The sequence below is a fragment of the Mesorhizobium sp. RCAM 05104 genome, from assembly GCF_059683645.1.
The window spans coordinates 2717428-2736158 of sequence record NZ_CM185033.1 but is presented as its reverse complement, the minus strand read 5'-3'; the positions used below and the strand labels follow the sequence as shown (position 1 = coordinate 2736158).

12 protein-coding genes and 5 pseudogenes are annotated in these 18731 nt (G+C 60.5%); 10 read left to right on the top strand and 7 right to left on the bottom strand.

What is annotated here, in order from left to right:
- The first annotated feature begins 577 nt into the window (after positions 1-577).
- Together AC56QP_RS13550 and AC56QP_RS13545 are read left to right on the top strand one after the other, a co-directional pair.
- Positions 578-1450 (top strand): hypothetical protein, encoded by an 873-nt coding sequence (locus AC56QP_RS13550; RefSeq protein ID WP_497100470.1) that lies wholly within the window; start codon positions 578-580, stop codon positions 1448-1450.
- Entirely contained in the window at positions 1333-1956 is a 624-nt protein-coding gene (locus tag AC56QP_RS13545; RefSeq protein ID WP_497101043.1) for an AAA family ATPase, read from the top strand. Before AC56QP_RS13550 ends, AC56QP_RS13545 begins: the two co-directional genes overlap by 118 nt.
- Positions 1957-2350: 394 nt before the next feature.
- On the opposite strand, the gene AC56QP_RS13540 is transcribed toward AC56QP_RS13545, so the two are convergent.
- The gene (locus tag AC56QP_RS13540; RefSeq protein ID WP_497100471.1) at positions 2351-3388 is read right to left on the bottom strand and encodes an IS110 family RNA-guided transposase; all 1038 of its coding nucleotides are present in this window, start codon (positions 3386-3388) and stop codon (positions 2351-2353) included.
- Between the two features lie 168 nt (positions 3389-3556).
- On the opposite strand from AC56QP_RS13540, the pseudogene AC56QP_RS13535 reads away from it, so the two are divergent.
- Positions 3557-3787, top strand: a pseudogene (locus AC56QP_RS13535) (transposase); the annotation flags it as partial.
- Positions 3788-3838: 51 nt separating this feature from the next.
- Here the strand turns inward: AC56QP_RS13535 and AC56QP_RS13530 are convergent.
- The 5 genes and pseudogenes from AC56QP_RS13530 to AC56QP_RS13510 all read right to left on the bottom strand — a co-directional run bounded on the left by AC56QP_RS13530 (position 3839) and on the right by AC56QP_RS13510 (position 7808).
- A complete protein-coding gene (locus AC56QP_RS13530; RefSeq protein ID WP_497100472.1) occupies positions 3839-4294 on the bottom strand; it encodes a hypothetical protein in 456 nt (151 codons plus the stop codon).
- Positions 4291-4716 (bottom strand): hypothetical protein, encoded by a 426-nt coding sequence (locus AC56QP_RS13525; protein WP_497100473.1) that lies wholly within the window; start codon positions 4714-4716, stop codon positions 4291-4293. The genes AC56QP_RS13530 and AC56QP_RS13525 overlap by 4 nt, the downstream gene beginning before the upstream one ends.
- Before the next feature lie 95 nt (positions 4717-4811).
- Positions 4812-4973, bottom strand: a pseudogene (locus AC56QP_RS13520) (IS6 family transposase); the annotation flags it as partial.
- A 572-nt stretch (positions 4974-5545) separates the two neighbouring features.
- The gene (locus AC56QP_RS13515; protein WP_497100474.1) at positions 5546-6292 is read right to left on the bottom strand and encodes a carbonic anhydrase; all 747 of its coding nucleotides are present in this window, start codon (positions 6290-6292) and stop codon (positions 5546-5548) included.
- Between the two features lie 163 nt (positions 6293-6455).
- The gene (locus tag AC56QP_RS13510) at positions 6456-7808 is read right to left on the bottom strand and encodes a TolC family outer membrane protein (RefSeq protein WP_497100475.1); all 1353 of its coding nucleotides are present in this window, start codon (positions 7806-7808) and stop codon (positions 6456-6458) included.
- Positions 7809-8351: 543 nt separating this feature from the next.
- Here AC56QP_RS13510 and AC56QP_RS13505 point away from each other — a divergent pair.
- Positions 8352-9054: pseudogene (locus AC56QP_RS13505) on the top strand (IS6 family transposase).
- Between the two features lie 348 nt (positions 9055-9402).
- Here the strand turns inward: AC56QP_RS13505 and AC56QP_RS13500 are convergent.
- A pseudogene (locus AC56QP_RS13500) lies at positions 9403-10573 on the bottom strand (MFS transporter).
- 594 nt (positions 10574-11167) lie between these two features.
- Between AC56QP_RS13500 and nifH the strand changes: the two are divergent.
- The 6 genes and pseudogenes from nifH to nifX all read left to right on the top strand — a co-directional run bounded on the left by nifH (position 11168) and on the right by nifX (position 18722).
- A complete protein-coding gene (nifH, locus tag AC56QP_RS13495) occupies positions 11168-12061 on the top strand; it encodes a nitrogenase iron protein (protein ID WP_013533491.1) in 894 nt (297 codons plus the stop codon).
- A gap of 93 nt (positions 12062-12154) precedes the next feature.
- Entirely contained in the window at positions 12155-13657 is a 1503-nt protein-coding gene (gene nifD, locus AC56QP_RS13490) for a nitrogenase molybdenum-iron protein alpha chain (protein ID WP_489859505.1), read from the top strand.
- Positions 13658-13786: 129 nt separating this feature from the next.
- Positions 13787-15328: a nitrogenase molybdenum-iron protein subunit beta gene (gene nifK / locus AC56QP_RS13485; RefSeq protein WP_489859506.1), complete on the top strand. Its 1542-nt coding sequence runs from the start codon at positions 13787-13789 to the stop codon at positions 15326-15328.
- 62 nt (positions 15329-15390) lie between these two features.
- Complete coding sequence (gene nifE / locus AC56QP_RS13480) at positions 15391-16887, top strand: nitrogenase iron-molybdenum cofactor biosynthesis protein NifE (protein ID WP_489859507.1); 1497 nt, start codon at positions 15391-15393, stop codon at positions 16885-16887.
- Positions 16884-18266: a nitrogenase iron-molybdenum cofactor biosynthesis protein NifN gene (nifN, locus tag AC56QP_RS13475; RefSeq protein WP_497100476.1), complete on the top strand. Its 1383-nt coding sequence runs from the start codon at positions 16884-16886 to the stop codon at positions 18264-18266. The genes nifE and nifN overlap by 4 nt, the downstream gene beginning before the upstream one ends.
- Positions 18232-18722: pseudogene (gene nifX / locus AC56QP_RS13470) on the top strand (nitrogen fixation protein NifX). Before nifN ends, nifX begins: the two are co-directional and overlap by 35 nt.
- The last annotated feature ends 9 nt before the right edge of the window (positions 18723-18731 follow it).

Here is an 18731-nt window from a genome sequence, read left to right as displayed (position 1 = left end):
TCGCTTCGGGACGACGTCTTCGCCAACCCGGTGCTGCGCGCCAGAGCCGTCACGTCATCACACTGGACAAAAGTCCTGTGTAGAGCGGGTATTCACGCTTCCGGCACCGGCTGGCAAAGGACGGACCAGACAGCGCAAGCCCAGGCAATACCCCGCATCAGCCGGCACAGCGATTGCACAGTGTGTCTGCCCCGCGACTAACGTGAACGCAGGCCGGTCGCAGCAATCATCGCCGGCCGCTCTTCGGCAAGCGCCATTGTCCAGAGTCGATGAGGTCGAATTCGGCTCGGGTACATGCTGGCGTTCCAATTAGTCTCGCCGAGCGTCTCTATCGAAACCTCTTGTGTCGGAAACTGGACTAGAATTGTCGCAAGGCCGACCGAAAAGGTCGCCAAGAAGCGCCGCTGGTTGGTGGGAAGCGGCAGAACGCAACGGAGCGCCAACCGGGCACGCAAATTGCTTCCATGATCTTTGTCGGTGGGACGTCTGCAAAATTCGAGGAGAGCCTCGGCTGCCCCTAACGACACTTGATGAAGAGCGCATTGATCTTCCGCTCAACTCAACTGAAGGATTTGCTGTGACCCATATTGATCGCTATGCCTGGCAGGCACTAAATCGGCATTTCAAAACCGATGATCTGACAGGTCTCGCTAGCTCGCGCCGAAAGTTTGCTGCCCATTTGCTGCCGGACGTTCAAACGGTCATTGAAGAGCAGATTGCGCCCTTATCTCCCAAGCTCGTCGGCGTCCACCAGCGGGACGAGTTCGATGCCATGAAGTTGTCGGACATGGTCATTAGCGAGGGTGGAACCGTCGTTGCGCTGACACCCTTGCAATATCAGGACATCGATGTCGGCGAAGATGTGCCTTACGCGTCACTGCACAATGGCCTGTGGTTATTCCTTATCGGCGAACAGCCTGTGGCGGTCCTCCTGTCGCAGTTTTTTGACCGCTGGGGCGGCCGAACGGTTCAAGTGGAAATCGCTTATCTGCCGGGCGAGCAGGCCTGCGCCTTCTCGCATGGATTTCTTGGCAAAATCCATGCGGCAGGCGAAAGCTCGCAATACTACCGCAACAAGGTTCTCTCTTTTGAAGACGATGCATTTAACTCCGGGATGCCGGGAGCGATGCGGGTTCATCGCCTTCCTGCCGTACCCCGGAACGAGGTCGTGCTTTCGGAGGCAACTATGGCGCGTCTTGATGCCAACATCTTCGACCTTGATCGACACCGAGAGGGGTTGAAGCGCCTCGGCCAACACGCGCAAAAGGGTATTCTGCTTTATGGTCCCCTGGCACAGGCAAGACACACGTCATCCGTTATGTTTCTGCCAACCTGCCCGGACGCACTACCGTTCTGGTTACGGCTGAGCAGACAGCGGCGATTGGGTTCTACATCGCGTTGGCCCGCACCCTTCAGCCGAGCATCGTCGTGCTGGAGGACGTCGACCTGATGGGTCGGTCGCGAGAAAACGTATATAGCCTGAAAGCCGAACGTCTGCTCAACCGTCTGTTGAATGAAATGGATGGTCTTGAACCAAACACAGATATCCTCTTCTTGCTGACGACTAACCGGCCGGAGGACATTGAGGACGCGCTCGCCTCGCGCCCGGGCCGCGTCGACGAAGCAATTGAGATACCGCTTCCCGACGCCAGTTGCCGCGAGCGGCTGATCGCGCTGTACGGTCGTGCGCTCGTCTTCGAAAACGGAGCGGTGGCGGACGCCGTTGCACGCTCGGAGAACAGCACCGCGGCCTATGTCAAGGAAATGGTCCGTCGTTTGGCTCAACGGAGCCTGGCACGGGATGGCGGTGATGTCGTCTCGCGCGAGGATGTGAAGATGGTCTTCGGCGACACTCGAACATTGTCGAGCCGTCTCAATAGGCGCCTTGTCGGCCTCAGTGAGAAAACCTTAAAAAGACAAGGAGCCGAAGAAGATGAGAGTGACTGCTGCGGCTAATGTTGTGCGGCCAGAGTTCGCCTTGCGCTGGATTCTTAATGTTGAGCTCTTGCACGGCCCGAAAGTGCCGCATACGTGAGGCCCTTTCGGGCGTCTTGCCCATCTTAGAGGCTTCTCTGATTGGGGTCGTTGAGGTCAAGATGCTCCTGCACTTTTTTCTGGACCGTTCCGTGGGTCACTCGCTTCTCTTCGCGGTCGGCGCTCTGGCCGCCGCATGATGGGGTCAGGAGAGCGAGGCGTCTCAATCTGTTTCACGACCTTGCCGAGTTTTGGCCGGCAGGTTCGGGACTCTCAACGAGATCGCCTCGCCCATCGTCCCCACGGAACGATCCGGGCATCGCCCTTTCGGGCGAAGGCTTTGTTCGTGTTGCGTGTTCCTTTGATTGGCCTCGGTTCACGCCGCCACCGCGGCAGGCTCCTTTCCAAAGCGGAATTCGGTTGCCTCGGCCCACATGCGATGCAGGATGACCGCCAGCTTGCGGGCCACCGCCACCCGCGCCCGCGCCATGCCCCGGCGCCTGGCGATGGTCATGCCCCAGGCCCTGAGGCTCGACCACTTCTTCGATCGCACGAGCAGCGAATGCGCTGCCTCGTAGAGGGCGGTGCGGGCGAGTTCATCGCCGCAGCGGCTGACCCTTCCCTGGATGTCGGTCTCGCCGGACTGGTAGCGCGCCGGCGTCAGCCCCAGATGCGCCCCTACCGCCCGCGACGAGCCGAACCGCTCCGGCCGGTCGATCGTGGCGCGGAAGGCAAGCGCGGTGATCGGCCCGACGCCCGGCGCGCTCATCAGCCGCCGGCAGACTTCCTCCTTGCGCACGATATCGAGAACCTGCTTGGTCAGGCGGGCGAACTCTCCCAGCATGACGGCGAGGATCGCAAGCAGCGGCTCGACCATCGCCATCATCTGGGCGTCGGCGCCGGCCAGTTCCCGCACGCGGCCGGCAAAAGCGCTGCGCGACGGCAAGCCCAGTTTGACGCCGGCCTCGCGCAGCATCGCCCGCACCACGTTCTCGATCGAACGCATCTCGTTCAGCACCGTGCGGCGGGCAACCAGCAGCGAGCGCCAAAGCCGGCACTGCCGGCTCTTGACGTGCACCTGCTGATACCAGCCGGTGCGCATGATCTGCGCCAGCGCGCGGGCGTCATTGCGATCGGTCTTGTTGGGCATGGTCTTCATCGCCGCATTGGCCTGCCGCGTCTCGATGCAGGTCGCCGGCAAGCCTTCGGCGTGCAGTCCATCGTGAAGCCAGGCCGTCAGCGAGCACGCTTCCAGGCCGATCCGCTCAAGCGGCAAGCCGGTCCCCTTCAGCGCTTCACACAACGCCTGCGGATCGCTCAACGCTCTCGCCTCCTTCACGATCCGGCCAGTCTCGTCGACAATGCAAATAGAGGTCTCTTCCAAAGACACGTCCAGTCCGGCAAAGTACTTCATGGCTGCTCCTTCCAAATGTTTGTGGCGACTCACATCGACCACGTTTTCACATTTCGACAGGAGCAGCCGCCATCATCTGGCTCGGCCGAGACCCCAATCACCCCATCTGTTTTGAAAATCGGCTGGCTATGGGTTCCGTCTGAGGCTTGGTTATGATTCAAGCTGTTGATGTGGACAGAGCAGAGCCGTGGGCGGATGGCCCAGATTGCCAAGAAGACCAAGCGCTACCCGTCTGATTTGACGGACGAAGAGTGGGAGCAGTTCGCACCGCTGATGCCCAAGCCTGGGCGTCGCGGCCGTCCGCGCGAGGTTGATTTCCGGGAGGTGGTCAACGCCGTGCGCTACCTGGTCCGCTCCGGTTGCGGTTGGCGGATGCTGCCGATCCATTTCGGCCCCTGGTGTCGGGCGAAATGAGAAATTGACCCCCCCCTATTGCCTCAGCGAGGAATGTTACCGAGCGCGATGGGGCCAGCTCTTCATCCAGCCGCCATCGAGGATGATCAGCCCAGCCATTTCCATGCGCCAGGCCTTCACAAGCCGTTGCACCATTCTCAGGTTCCTTTCCTTGAAGCGCGACGGGTCGATCTTTGTCAGGCGTAGCAACACACTTGCTGCCGACAGCGCCGGCTCTTCGTCGAGCCATGCCTTGATCTGCGCCTCGAACGGCTCGTACATGCTGGGCCTCTTCGGATAGGGTTTGGTCCGCCGATACGGCCGCCGATGCGTTGGTCGGGTCTCGCCACTCTTCCAGGCCGTCTTCAGATTCGCGGTGAAGCGCTGGAGATCGATAACGGCCGGCTCCTCAATCTTCGCATTCAGGCCACGACGATCGACCCGCCGTCCAAGCTCCGCCTGCGCGGCGCGGAGACCAGCAAACAGCAGCACGGGATCGGCGGTTTCCATCATCGCCTGTAGCTGCTGCTTGTTGGCCTCGGCCACACCCGGATGTGTAAGGACACGGGCCGCAGGCGGAATTGGCGGATGATGCGCTTGATCACACGAGCGCCGATCCGCGTCTTCTCCTGAAGCTTGAATGACGGCTGGAACAGATTGCCGTAAAGCCGCACCACAGCATAAAGTTGACCAAGAGCGGCTGTTGCCTCCGCGCCGACAAACCGACCATACCCCACCAGGCGACGCACGATGGCGCCATTCTTCTGCTCCACATGCGCCTGGTCATTCTTTCGATAGGCACGAGAGCGCGTCACTTCCAGGTCCTCACTTCGGCACCAGGAGACGACGAACTCGTTCATGAAGGCGCTGTCGTTGTCGAAATCTACGCCCAGCAGGGGGAAGGGAAAGAACGAGCGGGCCTGCTTGATCGCCACTGTGATTTTTCATGGAATGAGGACCCTGTTTGAGGGGTGATTTTCGTACCTTTTGCGCGAAAAAACAGGGTCCCGATTCCGTGGTCATTGACACCCCAGCGGCGGATGGTCTCGTAGGAGACGACGATCCCCCGCTCCAGCAGCATTTCTTCAACATCGCGCAGGCTCAGCCCGAACCGGTAATAAAGCCAGACGGCATGAGCAACGATTTCGATCGGAAAGCGATGGTTCTTGTAGGTGGCGCATGCTTCGACCATGCCAACCTGACTTATCGTCAAACCGTTAAGCCAAAATCAATGTGACAGCACCTCACGGATTGGTCGCTGGCGGCCTTTGAACATTGCAACCTCCGAAATGATCGAAGGCTCCTTGCCACAGCACTGGTAATCAAAAGGTTGCAACAGATCCTTTCGGACTGGTACAGATGCGTTGCCAAAAGTGTTCCGATCGGCATCGATCCCAGTCGCACAATATGCTTCGGAGTCGCTTGGGAAACAGGACGCTTATATCTCGTTCCCTGCAGAAGAAACGCAGTGGCGCGAAGCTTGCAACCGGGGTCGGCCGGCTCGACTACACCAACGGTATCGACGCGGTTACGCGTGCAGTACAGCGTCAGGCAGAAACTAGATCGTCTCCGGGCGTTTCCTTCCGCGCTTGCCCGCCTGTCGCTGCGCGACCGACCAAACTCGACCAACTTGCTCTTGGTCCGCTCCAAGGTGAGGCCGAGCTCCCAAAGGGCCTCTGCGATGCGGAGCACATCCCCACGATATTTGAAGCAGACGTCGATACAGCGTCAGCCAGGCCCCACCCCGTGACGGTGGGCGGGACCTCAGCCGAGGCCTAGGATGAAGCGCCGATTGGGTGAACGGATAGGCCGCGCGTTCAACGGATAGAGCGAGGTAAATCGCTCTATGTCTGCTGGGTCGATCTCAACCGGTTCCGTCGCAACCATCCACTTGACGTTCTCGGTGCATGGCGGCGTCGTCAATGATCCCTCGTATGTCCAGTAGCCAAGCGAAGCCGGTAGAAGCCCGTTGGGGTCGACCTCGTCGACCGCTGTCTCCTCGCCTGAGATTGCGGGAAATGCTGCGGCAAGGCTGGCAAAGGTGGCATTTGTCGCGCCTGGCGTCAGAAACACGCCCAGCACACCCAGAGTATCGCTACGGGTGTCTTTATGGACGAAATGCGCTTCCATCGGAAAACTCTTGCCTGCGACGTGGTGTTCGCTCGGCGCATGGAAATGGAACTGTACCAGTTCGTAGACACGATCCCCCCGGGTGAGCGTGCTGCCTTGCGGCAGGTTGACTTGAATGGTGTGGCCGTTGTTCACCATCTTGCCGCCGCCCTTATGCCAACCTATGGCGATGTGCGGAATATCCGCCTTGACCGCGCCTTTGATATCGATCGGCGATTGCTGCGTGCCCGCCGAGCAGACGAAATTATCCATATCGCCCCAGTGTTCGGGTCCGACCGGGCCGGCATATCCCCAATGGGTGCTGGCCGCCCGCGCGGCTTCAGCGCAAACGGGACACGCGCCGAGTGCAACGAACCCTTTGATTAGATTACGACGATGCATATCGCTTTCGCTCCTGGATGTGACTGAACTTTTCAATTGGGGGTTGTCATGGCGGGAGCTGCAGTCGCAACTATGATGTGGCAACATCGTCGCAATTTGCGCTCTCACCTACAAGTGCTCGACAGTACCCCAGGTGGTATATGAGTACATCTCCTCGGGCGGTTTATCGCCCGTCCGGCGTGCGTAGACCGATCCACTTGTCCTTGACATCGTTGTAGTGTTCTTCCGGCCTGTATTTTGTCACCTGCAGGTTGAGACGCTCGGCGGATAGGTGACCGATTGCCTTTAGGATGCCATAACTCGCCACCACCACGTCGTGTTCGGCTTTGGCCTGATCGATCTTGCCGGTAATGACTGCGGCCTGAGCGTTGAGAACGTCGAGCGTGGTGCGCTGGCCGACGTCGCGCTCCTCCATGACGCCATTCAAGGCAAGCTGCGCAGCGGCAATCACCTGCCTGTTGGCTGCTCGGGTTTGCCGGGCTGCGGTGTACGTCGTCCATGCCGCAGTCACTTGCTGACGCACCAGATCGCGGGCGACATCGATATCGATCCGGGCTTGACCGAGCGATTCCTTGCGCTGTCGTACCAGCGCCGAAGTGCGGCCACCCGAATAGATCGGTATGGTCAGTGTCGCGCCGATGCTGCCTGAATTGGTCGTGCCGTCCTGCTGGCTGGCAATAGGCGAGGTGTTGCTATAGGCGCTCGAGACGCCGGCGGAAGCGGAAAGCTGTGGCAGCAGCGCACCTTCGGCCGATTTCACCGAAAACGCTGCCGCGTCAACCAGATGCTCCGAGGCCAGGATGGCGGGGTGTTGGCTCGATGCAGTCACGATTGCCGCATCGAGGCTCGGCGGCAACAGCTTCGACAGCGGCGAAGCGGCCCTGAGCTTCCCCGGCTCGTGACCGACGATCTGACGGTAGGTCGCCGCGCTCACCAGGAGCTGCTCACGGGCGGCGGCCAATTGCGCCACGGCAGAGGCGCGCGAGGCGTCGGCCTGGGCGACGTCAGTACGTGTACCCTCGCCGACCTCGAAGCGCAGACGCGCAGCTCGCGCCTGCTCGGTCAGGAACCGCACATTTTGATGCCTCAGCACCGCTTTCTGCCGGTCACGAACGACGTCCATATAGGCCTGGGCTGCTTTGAACAGGATGTTCTCTTCGGTGTTGCGCAGGCTTTCGACCGAAGCTTTGACCTGCGATTCGGCGGCGGCGACGTTGTTCCTAGTCTGAAAACCGTCAAACAGCGTCTGCTTGATCTTGACGCCATATTTGCCGGTTGTCGTATGCGCGTTTTTATTCCTCCCGTTAACAGGGCTGCTGGATTGCTCGATGCTCGCGGAACCCTCGATCGTCGGGCGCCACCCTGACTTGGCGATGGCCACGCTCTCGTCCGTGACGCGGACATTGGCGCGGGACGAATTCAGAGAAGAATTGTTCTGGTATGCCTCCGCTAGGGCGCCCAAAATGCTCTCGGGCGAGGCGGCGTTCGAAGATAGCGGTGCAGTCACTACAATCAAGAATGCCAGTCCGGCCAGTCTCTTACTTGGTCGCAAATTGATTTCTCCAATTCTGAACGCTGGACAATCGCGCGCGCAGAGCAGCTACCCATCAATGCACGGGCCCCGCGCGTTGAACGCACCCAGATTACCCGGGCCGCAACTAGGACGCTGTCGAGTACCTGAGGCGCCTCCTGCGTGCGTATGTGCGCCAGCAACGCTGTGGGACCGCAGTCAGCTTTTCGCGAAGGCTGATAAATTGAACAAATTGATTGTTTGGATCGGGATCATCCAAATCATGGATGCATCCGCACATTCCCTGAGCTACCATTTGGACGAGACATTCGCACCAAAGGACGAGGGCTGATCCGTCGCCCGACGACCCACAGACCGGCGGCGAGACGGACGGCGACATGTCAGATCGAGAGAGCGATCCATCCCACTGATCGTTCGACCGCGACGGCATCGTCAACTTAACGAAGCGTGGATACCGATGTGCGATGACGGGGGCAGGTGCTGTCACATTGATTTTGGCTTAACGGTTTGACGATAAGTCAGGTTGGCATGGTCGAAGCATGCGCCACCTACAAGAACCATCGCTTTCCGATCGAAATCGTTGCTCATGCCGTCTGGCTTTATTACCGGTTCGGGCTGAGCCTGCGCGATGTTGAAGAAATGCTGCTGGAGCGGGGGATCGTCGTCTCCTACGAGACCATCCGCCGCTGGGGAAAGAAGCACAGTCCCGATTATGCACGTCGCCTGCGCCGCAAGGCGCCATCGAAAGACGATGTCTGGCATCTTGATGAGGTAGCCGTGCGCATCAACGGCAGGCGGTGCTGGCTGTGGCGCGCCGTCGACCAGGACGGCTATGTGCTGGATGAGATCGTGCAGACCCGCCGCAATACCAAGGCGGCCAGGCGTCTGCTCATTCGTCTGCTGAAGAAGCAAGGCCTGTCGCCGAAGCGTATCGTCACCGATAAGCTGCGCTCCTATTCAGCGGCAAGACGTCAGGTCATGCCCGATATCGAGCACCGGTCGCACAAGGGCCTCAACAACCGGGCGGAGAACTCTCACCTGCCGTTTCGAAAGCCGGAGCGAATTCGGCAAGGCTTCCAGCATTGGCTCCCTTCAGCATTTCGTCTCCGTCTTCTCCGCCATACGCAATCTCTTTGTCCCCTCCCGCTCAAACAGGTCCGCCACGCAGATCCGAACTCACCGCCTCAATGCCATGGCAGAATGGAAGGCCGCGGCGTTGCAGATTGCCTGAAAACAGCTGTGGGCTTCCGCGCGTCCACGCTTCAAACAATGTGACAGCGCCACCGCGCGTATTCACCCATCAGCTGGCAAACGCGATCCGCGCTCGGCCGGGCTGCGCAACCTGACCAACCCCGGCCGAACGCTATCGCTCCCTGTAGTCTCGGACGGTGAAGGCCGGCGAGGCGCCGGCGCTGGTCCATGCCTGGTCGGCCCCACGCGGAAAGGGCAGTAGCCGCAATCCATGTGGCCTATCGATAGGCGAGACGAAGGCCTGGATCGAAAAAGTATCGGGGGCAGGACCGCGTCGCGCGGCTGGTGCGATTCCACCTCAGCGCTGAGCTTCTCTCCCATCAGGAGGTTAGGTTGCGCGTTTCGGGCCGAATAGGAACACTGTGAGGGCCGCAAGCAATGTGGCAATCGCGGTGTAGGCAAAGACACTGGTGACGCCGGAAGCATCCACCAGTAGTCCGCCGAAAATCGCGCCGGCTGCGATGGCTACCTGGAACGCTGAGGTCATCAGCACGCCGGCGCTTTCGGCCTGCTCGGGAACGGCACGCAGCACCATCCAAGTCTGCAACCCCACCGGCACCGCACCGAAGGCAAAGCCCCATACGGAAACCGCAATCGCCGAGGCAAAGGTCGATGCTCCAAGCATCAGCAACGAGATAGCGGCTATCGCCATAAGCAGGGATGGCAGGGCCGCGACCGCCTTGAGACTGTGTTTGGCCAGGAATGCTCCGGCTAAACTGCCGAAGAAGCCGCTTATGCCAGAAACGAGCAATAGTAGCGAGATCTCCTCGATATCGAGCTCGGGATTGGTCCCGAGGAAGGCCCGGATGTAGGTGAAGCTGGCGAAGTGCCCAGAAGCGACCAGCAGTACGACCAAAAGTGCGACCTTGATGGTCGGATTTTTGGCCACATCCAGCAGACTGCGGAATCCAGCCATTTCAACGGGAGGCAGCGTCGGCATCGTTACCAACTGCACAAGCAGTGTAACGGCATTAACGACCGCGGTGATCATGAAGGGCGCCTGCCATCCCCAGATGTGGCCGAGATAGGCGCCGATGGGAGGCGCGCATACGAAGGTGATTTGGAACGAGCCGCATGGCTAGCGATGCCGAAATCGACCAGAAGCCTCCGAGCGCAATGCCGAGCACGACACGTGCCGCCAGGAAGACCGTCGGCGACCACGCGACTTCCGCCAGAATGTTGGACAGGATCTGAAGCAGCATCATCGCCCACAGGACGATCCTGCGGTCCAGGCGCTTTGTGATGATGGCCATCGTCGGCGCCGAGATCGCCGCAGCAATCGCCGTCGCTGTCATCGTCTGTCCAGCGACGCCCTCTGTGATACCGAGATCATGCGCGAGCCGCGTCAGCACGCTGGCAGGCAGAAACTCTGCCGTCACCAGCCCGAAGGTGCCCAAGGCAAGCGAAATGACCGCACCCCATGCGGGACGAGACCGTTGATCCGGCTTTTCTGGGCCGTGCAGAACAGCCTTCATGAAGCCTGTCGTGGATCCGGTCATGAATATGCTCGCCAGGTTTGCGTTGCGCTGCAACATGGGTTGGCTGCGATGACCCGAATTAAAGCCAGAAGCGCGCCGTCGCTGCCCGACATGTTGTGACAGTGGGGCGTGCAATTTCGGTGCCGGTTCTCCGTGCCGGACGAGGATGTCATCGTCGGGAGGCAACTCGTCAGGCCGTTCCATGCCGACGTCGCCGTCCGTCTCGAACCAGCCATGCGCAAGCAGCTCCGAGCACGTCTGATGTTGCGCGGCGGGAACGACGCAAAGCCGGTCGCTATGCCCGCCGCCTTTAGGCAGCCAAAATTGGCTCTGACTCGAAGGCCCAACTTCTGGTAGCGGCTCGAAGCTGACGCTTTGTGTCGGGCATTGTCGGGTCCGCTACACGGCTTGTTCCTACCATCATTTATCTGGCAGCGAGCACTTGTTAGAGCCCAAGCTAACCAGCTGAAAAGAAAAAGGAAGATCCCAGTTAGCTATGCATCGGAAAAGTTGGCACGAGTCTTGAAACCCTTTGGTGCGAGGCGGCGAGAGCTGCCCATCGGCATTTATGTCGCGGGCAGCCGCGATGGATGGAACGAAGGAAGGAAATCTATAATGTCAGGTTTGCGTCAGATCGCCTTTTACGGCAAGGGCGGCATCGGCAAGTCCACCACCTCCCAAAATACGCTCGCCGCCCTTGTCGACCTCGGGCAGAGGATCCTCATCGTCGGCTGCGATCCGAAAGCCGACTCCACCCGCCTGATCCTGAACTCGAAAGCGCAGGATACGGTCCTGCATCTTGCGGCACAGGAAGGTTCGGTCGAAGACCTCGAACTCCAGGACGTGCTCAAGGTAGGTTACAGAGGGATCAAGTGCGTGGAATCCGGCGGCCCGGAGCCGGGTGTCGGCTGCGCCGGCCGCGGTGTCATCACCTCGATCAACTTCCTCGAGGAGAACGGCGCCTATGACGATGTCGACTATGTCTCCTACGACGTGCTCGGGGACGTGGTGTGCGGCGGCTTCGCGATGCCGATCCGCGAGGGCAAGGCCCAGGAAATCTACATTGTCATGTCCGGCGAGATGATGGCGCTCTATGCCGCCAACAACATCGCCAAGGGCATCCTGAAATATGCCCATTCGGGCGGCGTGCGGCTCGGCGGCCTGATCTGCAACGAGCGCCAAACCGACCGCGAGCTCGACCTTGCCGAAGCACTGGCTTCCAGGCTCAATTCCAAGCTCATCCATTTCGTGCCTCGCGACAACATCGTCCAGCACGCCGAACTCAGGAAGATGTCTGTGATCCAGTATGCGCCGGATTCGAAGCAGGCGGGCGAATACCGGGCGCTGGCTGAGAAGATCCACGCCAATTCTGGCCAGGGCACCATCCCGACCCCGATCACGATGGAGGAGCTCGAGGACATGCTGCTCGACTTCGGCATCATGAAAACCGACGAGCAAATGCTTGCCGAGCTTCAGGCCAAGGAAGCGGCGAAGGCGGCAGCCCAGTAACGACCGATATTGGGGGCCCTCCTTGAGCTGGCCGCCTTGCAAAGAACGGCGCCTCGTCGGTGAAGCGTCACCAGATACCTTGAAAGGGGTCCCATGAGCCTGGATTACGAGAATGACGGTGCTCTCCACGCCAAGCTTATCGAGGAGGTGCTGTCGCAATATCCCGACAAGGCGGCGAAGCGCCGCAAAAAGCACCTCAGCGTCGCAAAGAGCGGGGACGAGGCTGGCGAGGAAGGCGAGGTCCTTTCCGAATGCGACGTCAAATCGAACATCAAGTCCATTCCCGGTGTGATGACCATTCGCGGCTGCGCCTATGCCGGCTCAAAGGGCGTGGTGTGGGGTCCAGTCAAGGATATGGTCCATATCTCGCACGGCCCGGTTGGCTGCGGGCAATATTCGTGGTCGCAGCGCCGCAACTACTACGTCGGAACAACGGGCATCGACACGTTCGGGACAATGCAGTTCACCTCCGATTTCCAGGAGAAGGACATTGTTTTCGGCGGCGACAAGAAGCTGGAACAGATCATCGACGAGATCGAGGAACTGTTTCCGCTGAACAATGGCATCACCGTGCAATCCGAATGCCCGATCGGCCTGATTGGCGACGACACCGAAGCAGTTTCCCGTAACAAGGCCAAGGAGCACGAAAAGACGATCGTGCCGGTGCGCTGCGAGGGTTTCCGCGGCGTCTCGCAATCGCTGGGCCATCACATCGCCAACGATGCGATCCGCGACTGGGTCTTCGAGAAGAAGGACGTGGAGTTCGAGGCCGGCCCGTACGACGTCAACGTGATCGGCGACTACAATATCGGCGGCGACGCCTGGGCCTCGCGCATCCTGCTCGAGGAGATAGGGCTGCGCGTGGTCGGCAACTGGTCGGGCGACGCGACCCTCGCCGAGATCGAGCGCGCCCCGAAGGCCAAGCTCAACCTCATCCACTGCTACCGGTCGATGAACTACATCTGCCGGCACATGGAGGAAAAGTATGGCGTCGCCTGGATGGAGTACAATTTCTTCGGCCCCTCCCAGATCGAAGCCTCTCTGCGCAACATAGCCAAGCATTTTGGGCCCGAAATCGAGGAGAAGACTGAGAAGGTCATCGCCAAGTACAGACCGCTCGTTGATGCGGTCATTGCCAAGTACCGGCCGCGCCTCGAAGGCAATACCGTGATGCTCTATGTCGGCGGCCTGCGCCCCCGTCACGTCATCACCGCCTACGAGGATCTCGGCATGGTGATCGTCGGCACCGGCTATGAGTTCGCCCACAACGACGACTATCAGCGCACGGGCCATTACGTGAAGAATGGCACGCTCATCTATGATGACGTGACCGGCTACGAGTTGGAAAAGTTCATCGAGGGGGTTCGCCCTAATCTTGTCGGCTCGGGCATCAAGGAAAAATACCCGGTGCAGAAGATGGGCATACCGTTCCGTCAGATGCACTCCTGGGATTATTCAGGACCGTATCACGGCTATGACGGCTTTGCCATTTTCGCCCGCGACGTGGACCTTGCCATCAACAATCCGGTCTGGGGCCTGTACCAGGCCCCCTGGAAAACAAGCCCGAGCCGTGGGCGAGCGATGGCTGCCGAGTAACACCTGACCTTGGCCTGGTCTCCCCAGGGAGACGACGAACGCCCGTGGCCGCGTGATCCGCGGGAGACCTGAAACGTCTTCACGTCCCTGAGCTGCCGTATGGCGCCCAGATGAAAGAGGTAACCACCCATGCCGCAGTCGGCTGAAAAAGTTCTCGACCACGCCCCCCTGTTCCGCGAGCCGGAATACAGGCAGATGCTTGCCGAGAAGAAGCTGAATTTCGAATGTCCGCACGCCGATCAGATCGTTACCGATCAGCGCGAGTTCACCAAGACGTGGCAATACCGCGAAAAGAATCTCGCCCGCGAAGCGCTTGTCGTGAACCCCGCCAAGGCCTGCCAGCCGCTGGGTGCCGTGTTTGCGGCCGCGGGTTTCGAGCGGACCATGTCCTTCGTCCACGGCAGCCAGGGCTGCGTGGCCTATTACCGCTCGCACCTGTCGCGCCATTTCAAGGAGCCTGCTTCAGCGGTTTCCTCTTCGATGACCGAGGATGCGGCGGTATTTGGCGGCCTGAAGAACATGGTCGATGGGCTCGCCAACACCTACCAGCTCTACGACCCGAAGATGATCGCTGTCTCGACCACCTGTATGGCGGAGGTCATTGGCGACGACCTGCACAGCTTCATCCAGAACGCCAAGGACGAAAACTCGGTCCCGCGCGACTTCGACGTGCCCTTTGCCCATACGCCAGCCTTTGTCGGCAGCCATGTCGATGGCTATGACGGCATGGTCAAAGGCATTTTGGAGCACTTCTGGAAAGGCCAGGAGCGCACGGAAGCCAAGGGAACCATCAACATCATTCCGGGCTTCGACGGCTTCTGCGTTGGCAACAACCGGGAACTCAAACGCCTGCTTGACCTGATGGGCGTGTCCTACACCTTCATCCAGGACGCCTCTGACCAGTTCGACACCCCGTCGGACGGCGAATACCGCATGTATGACGGCGGCACGAACATCGAAGACGTGAAGGAGGCGCTCAACGCCGAGGCGACACTTTCGCTGCAGTATTACAACACCCGCAAAACGCTGGAATATTGCGAGCAGGTCGGACAGGCGACGGCCTCGTTCCATTACCCGCTCGGGGTCCAGGCGACCGACGAATTCCTGATGGAGCTCTCGGCGATCTCCGGCAAGGAAATCCCTGAGACAATCCGCCTGGAGCGCGGCCGACTGGTTGACGCCATGGCTGACAGCCAGTCCTGGCTGCATGGCAAGAAATACGCGATCTACGGCGATCCGGACTTCGTCCATGCCATGGCGCGCTTCGTCATGGAAACCGGTGGCGAGCCGACACATTGCCTCGCCACCAATGGCACTTCGGCGTGGGAAGCCGAGATGAAGGAACTGCTTGCATCCTCGCCCTTCGGCAAGGACGCTCAGGTCTGGGCGGGCAAGGACCTGTGGGCGATGCGCTCGCTGCTCTTCACCGAGCCGGTGGACCTGCTGATCGGCAATTCCTATGGCAAGTATCTGGAGCGCGACACCGGCACGCCGCTGATCCGGCTGATGTTTCCGATCTTCGACCGGCACCATCACCATCGCTTTGCGCTCATGGGCTACCAGGGCGGGCTGCGCGTGCTGACGACGATCCTCGACAAGATCTTCGACAAGCTCGATCGCGAGACGAGCGAGACGGGCGTGACGGACTATTCCTATGATCTCACCCGCTAACAGCGGCGGCCGGCTTTTCGCCGGGCCCGTCCGCCGCCCAACGGACCTTGGAGACCGACGCAATGTCATCGCCCAGCGCCAAAATCCAGGATGTCTTCAACGAGCCCGCCTGCGATAAAAACCGCGGCAAGGATGCCAAGGCGCGCAAAGAGGGCTGCTCAAAGCCGCTGACGCCCGGGGCGGCAGCCGGCGGCTGCGCCTTTGATGGCGCCAAGATCGTGCTGCAGCCGATCACCGACGTCGCGCATCTGGTCCACGCGCCGCTCGCCTGCGAGGGCAATTCCTGGGACAACCGCGGCGCCGCTTCCTCCGGGGCAACGCTGTGGCGCACGAGCTTCACGACCGACCTCACCGAACTCGACGTGGTGATGGGGCAGGGCGAGCGCAAGCTGTTCAAGGCGATCCGCGAGATCAAGGAAGCCTATGCGCCGCCAGCGATCTTCGTCTATTCGACCTGTGTGACGGCGCTGATCGGCGACGACATCGAGGCGGTCTGCAAACGCGCGGGGGAAAAATTCGGCTTGGCCGTGGTGCCGGTCAATGCGCCGGGCTTGGCCGGCTCCAAGAACCTCGGCAACAAGCTCGCCGCCGAGGCGTTGCTCGAGCACGTCATCGGCACGGTGGAACCCGACGACGCTGGGCCGTACGACATCAATATCCTTGGCGAATTCAACCTCTCCGGCGAATTCTGGCTGGTGAAGCCGCTCCTCGATCGGCTCGGAATCCGGGTGCGCGCCTGCATTCCGGGCGACGCGCGCTACCTTGACGTTGCTTCCGCGCACCGCTCCCGGGCGGCTATGGTGGTGTGCTCGACCGCGCTCATCAATCTGGCTCGCAAGATGGAGGAGCGCTGGGACATCCCGTTCTTCGAAGGCTCCTTCTACGGCATCACCGACACCTCGGAAGCACTGCGCAACATTGCTGAGCTGCTCGTGAAGAAGGGCGCTGATCCAGAGATCCTCGCCCGCACGGAGACGCTGATCGCTGAGCAGGAGGCGGTTGCATGGAACAAGCTCGAAGCCTACCGGCCGCGGCTTCAAGGCAAGCGCGTGCTGCTCAATACAGGCGGTGTCAAGTCCTGGTCCGTCGTCCATGCGCTGATGGAGATCGGCATCGAGATCGTCGGCACCTCGGTCAAGAAATCCACAGTCGAAGACAAGGAGCGCATCAAGCAGATACTCAAGGACGACAACCACATGTTCGAGCAGCTGGCAGCGCGCGAGCTTTACGCCATGCTCTCAGAACACAAGGCCGATATCATGCTGTCGGGCGGGCGCACGCAATTCATCGCGCTTAAGGCCAAGACGCCCTGGCTCGACATCAACCAGGAGCGCCAACACCCTTACGCCGGCTATGACGGCATGGTGGAACTCGTACGCCAGATCGACCTCGCCATTCACAACCCGATCTGGCGCCAGGTGCGGGAACCGGCACCGTGGGATTGCCAGCCTGCCATGAAGGACGAACCGCCGAGCACAACGAGCGAGACCGTGCACGCTTTGAAGAAATTCACCGGCACCACGCCGACGATTTCGGCGAGCGTTGAGGAAACACGATGACCCGCGTCCTTTCCCAGACCAAATCAGCTTCGGTCAATCCGTTGAAGTCGTCACAGCCGCTGGGTGCTGCCTTGGCCTTTCTCGGGATCGACGGCGCAGTGCCGCTATTCCACGGCATCCAAGGCTGCACCAGCTTCGCGCTCGTGCTCTTCGTGCGGCATTTCAAGGAAGCGATTCCCCTACAGACCACCGCGATGGATGAAGTGACAACCATCCTCGGCGGGTCAGACAATCTGGAAGAGGCGATCCTCAACCTGAAGACCCGCACGAACCCAAAGCTGATCGGGGTCTGCACGACGGCCCTGGTGGAAACCCGTGGCGAAGATTGCGCAGGCGACATTGCCGACATCAGGCTGAAACGGGCGGAAGAACTCGCGGGTACGGAGATCGTGCTGGCCAACACGCCGGATTTCGACGGCGCGATCGAACAGGGCTGGGCCAAGGCTGTCAGCGCGATGATCGAAGGCATGACGCGACCGGGCGAGCGGGCGCGCCAGTCAAAGAAGATCGCAATCCTGGCCGGTTGGAATCTCACCGTGGCTGACATCGAGCATTTGCGCGAGATGGTTGAAAGCTTTGGGCTGCAGCCGGTGATTTTGCCGGACGTCTCCGGCTCGCTCGACGGCACCGTGCCCGACTGGTGGGTTACGACAACCTATGGCGGCACCAGCGTCGAGGATATCCGCGAGCTCGGCACCGCCGCGCAATGCATCGCTATCGGAGAGCATATGCGCCGTCCGGCCGAGGTGCTGCAGAAGATGACCGGCGTCCCTTACGTGCTGTTCGAGTCGCTGACCGGAATGGAGGGCGCCGACCGTTTCGTCTCCCTGCTGTCCGAGATTTCGGGCGCGGCGGTGCCGGCCGGGGTGCGTCGTCGCCGGGCGCAATTGCAGGATGCGTTGCTCGACGGACATTTCCATTTCGGAGGCAAGAAAATTGCGATCGCTGCTGAACCAGACCAACTCTATCAATTCGCAACCTTCTTCACCGGCATGGGCTCCGAAGTCGCGGCGGCGGTCGCCACGACCGATATGTCGAAAATTCTGGAAAGGGTTCCGGCGGCCTCGATTCAGATCGGCGATCTCGGCGATTTGGAAGCGCTTGCCGGCGGGGCTGATCTTCTGGTCACCCATTCACATGGACGCCAGGCATCGCAACGTCTTGGCATTCCGCTCATGCGCGTCGGCTTCCCCGTCTTCGACCGGCTCGGCAGCCAGCACAAGCTCACAATCCTCTATCAGGGCACCCGCGACCTGGTCTTCGAGGTTGCCAACATTTTCCAGGCTTGCCGGCAGGCGCCGACACCTGAAGAACTTGATCCCCTCCGCAAGCGAGAAACGCAAGATGGGGCCCGTCCGTCGCCTCTCACTGGTCACTGACGAGGGCCGAGATCCAATGCGTGAACGACAAGCAGGCGCCTTGCGCGTGGCAATCGCAACACAAGACATGAAGGAGCTCAATGCGCATTTCGGCTCGGCCAGGCGCTTTGTCATCTACGATGTGACACCCGAGGAGTGGAACCTCGTGGAAGCCGTGGCCTTCGACGACGTCTCCGACGAAAGCGGGAAACATCGGACCGAGGGGGATGACCGCATCACACCGAAGGTGGAAGCACTGAAGGGCTGCCACCTCCTGTTTTGTCTGGCAATCGGCGGACCTTCGGCAGCCAAGCTTGTTTCGGCAAAAATCTATCCGCTCAAGGTTCCGCAGCCTCAGAGTATCCAAGATGTGCTGTTGCGCACGCAGGTGATGCTCAGAACGTGTCCTCCCCCTGGGTGCGCAAGCTGCTGGCTGAGGCAGGCGTCGCGAAACCGTCCTTTGAGGACGACGACTGAAATGAGGAG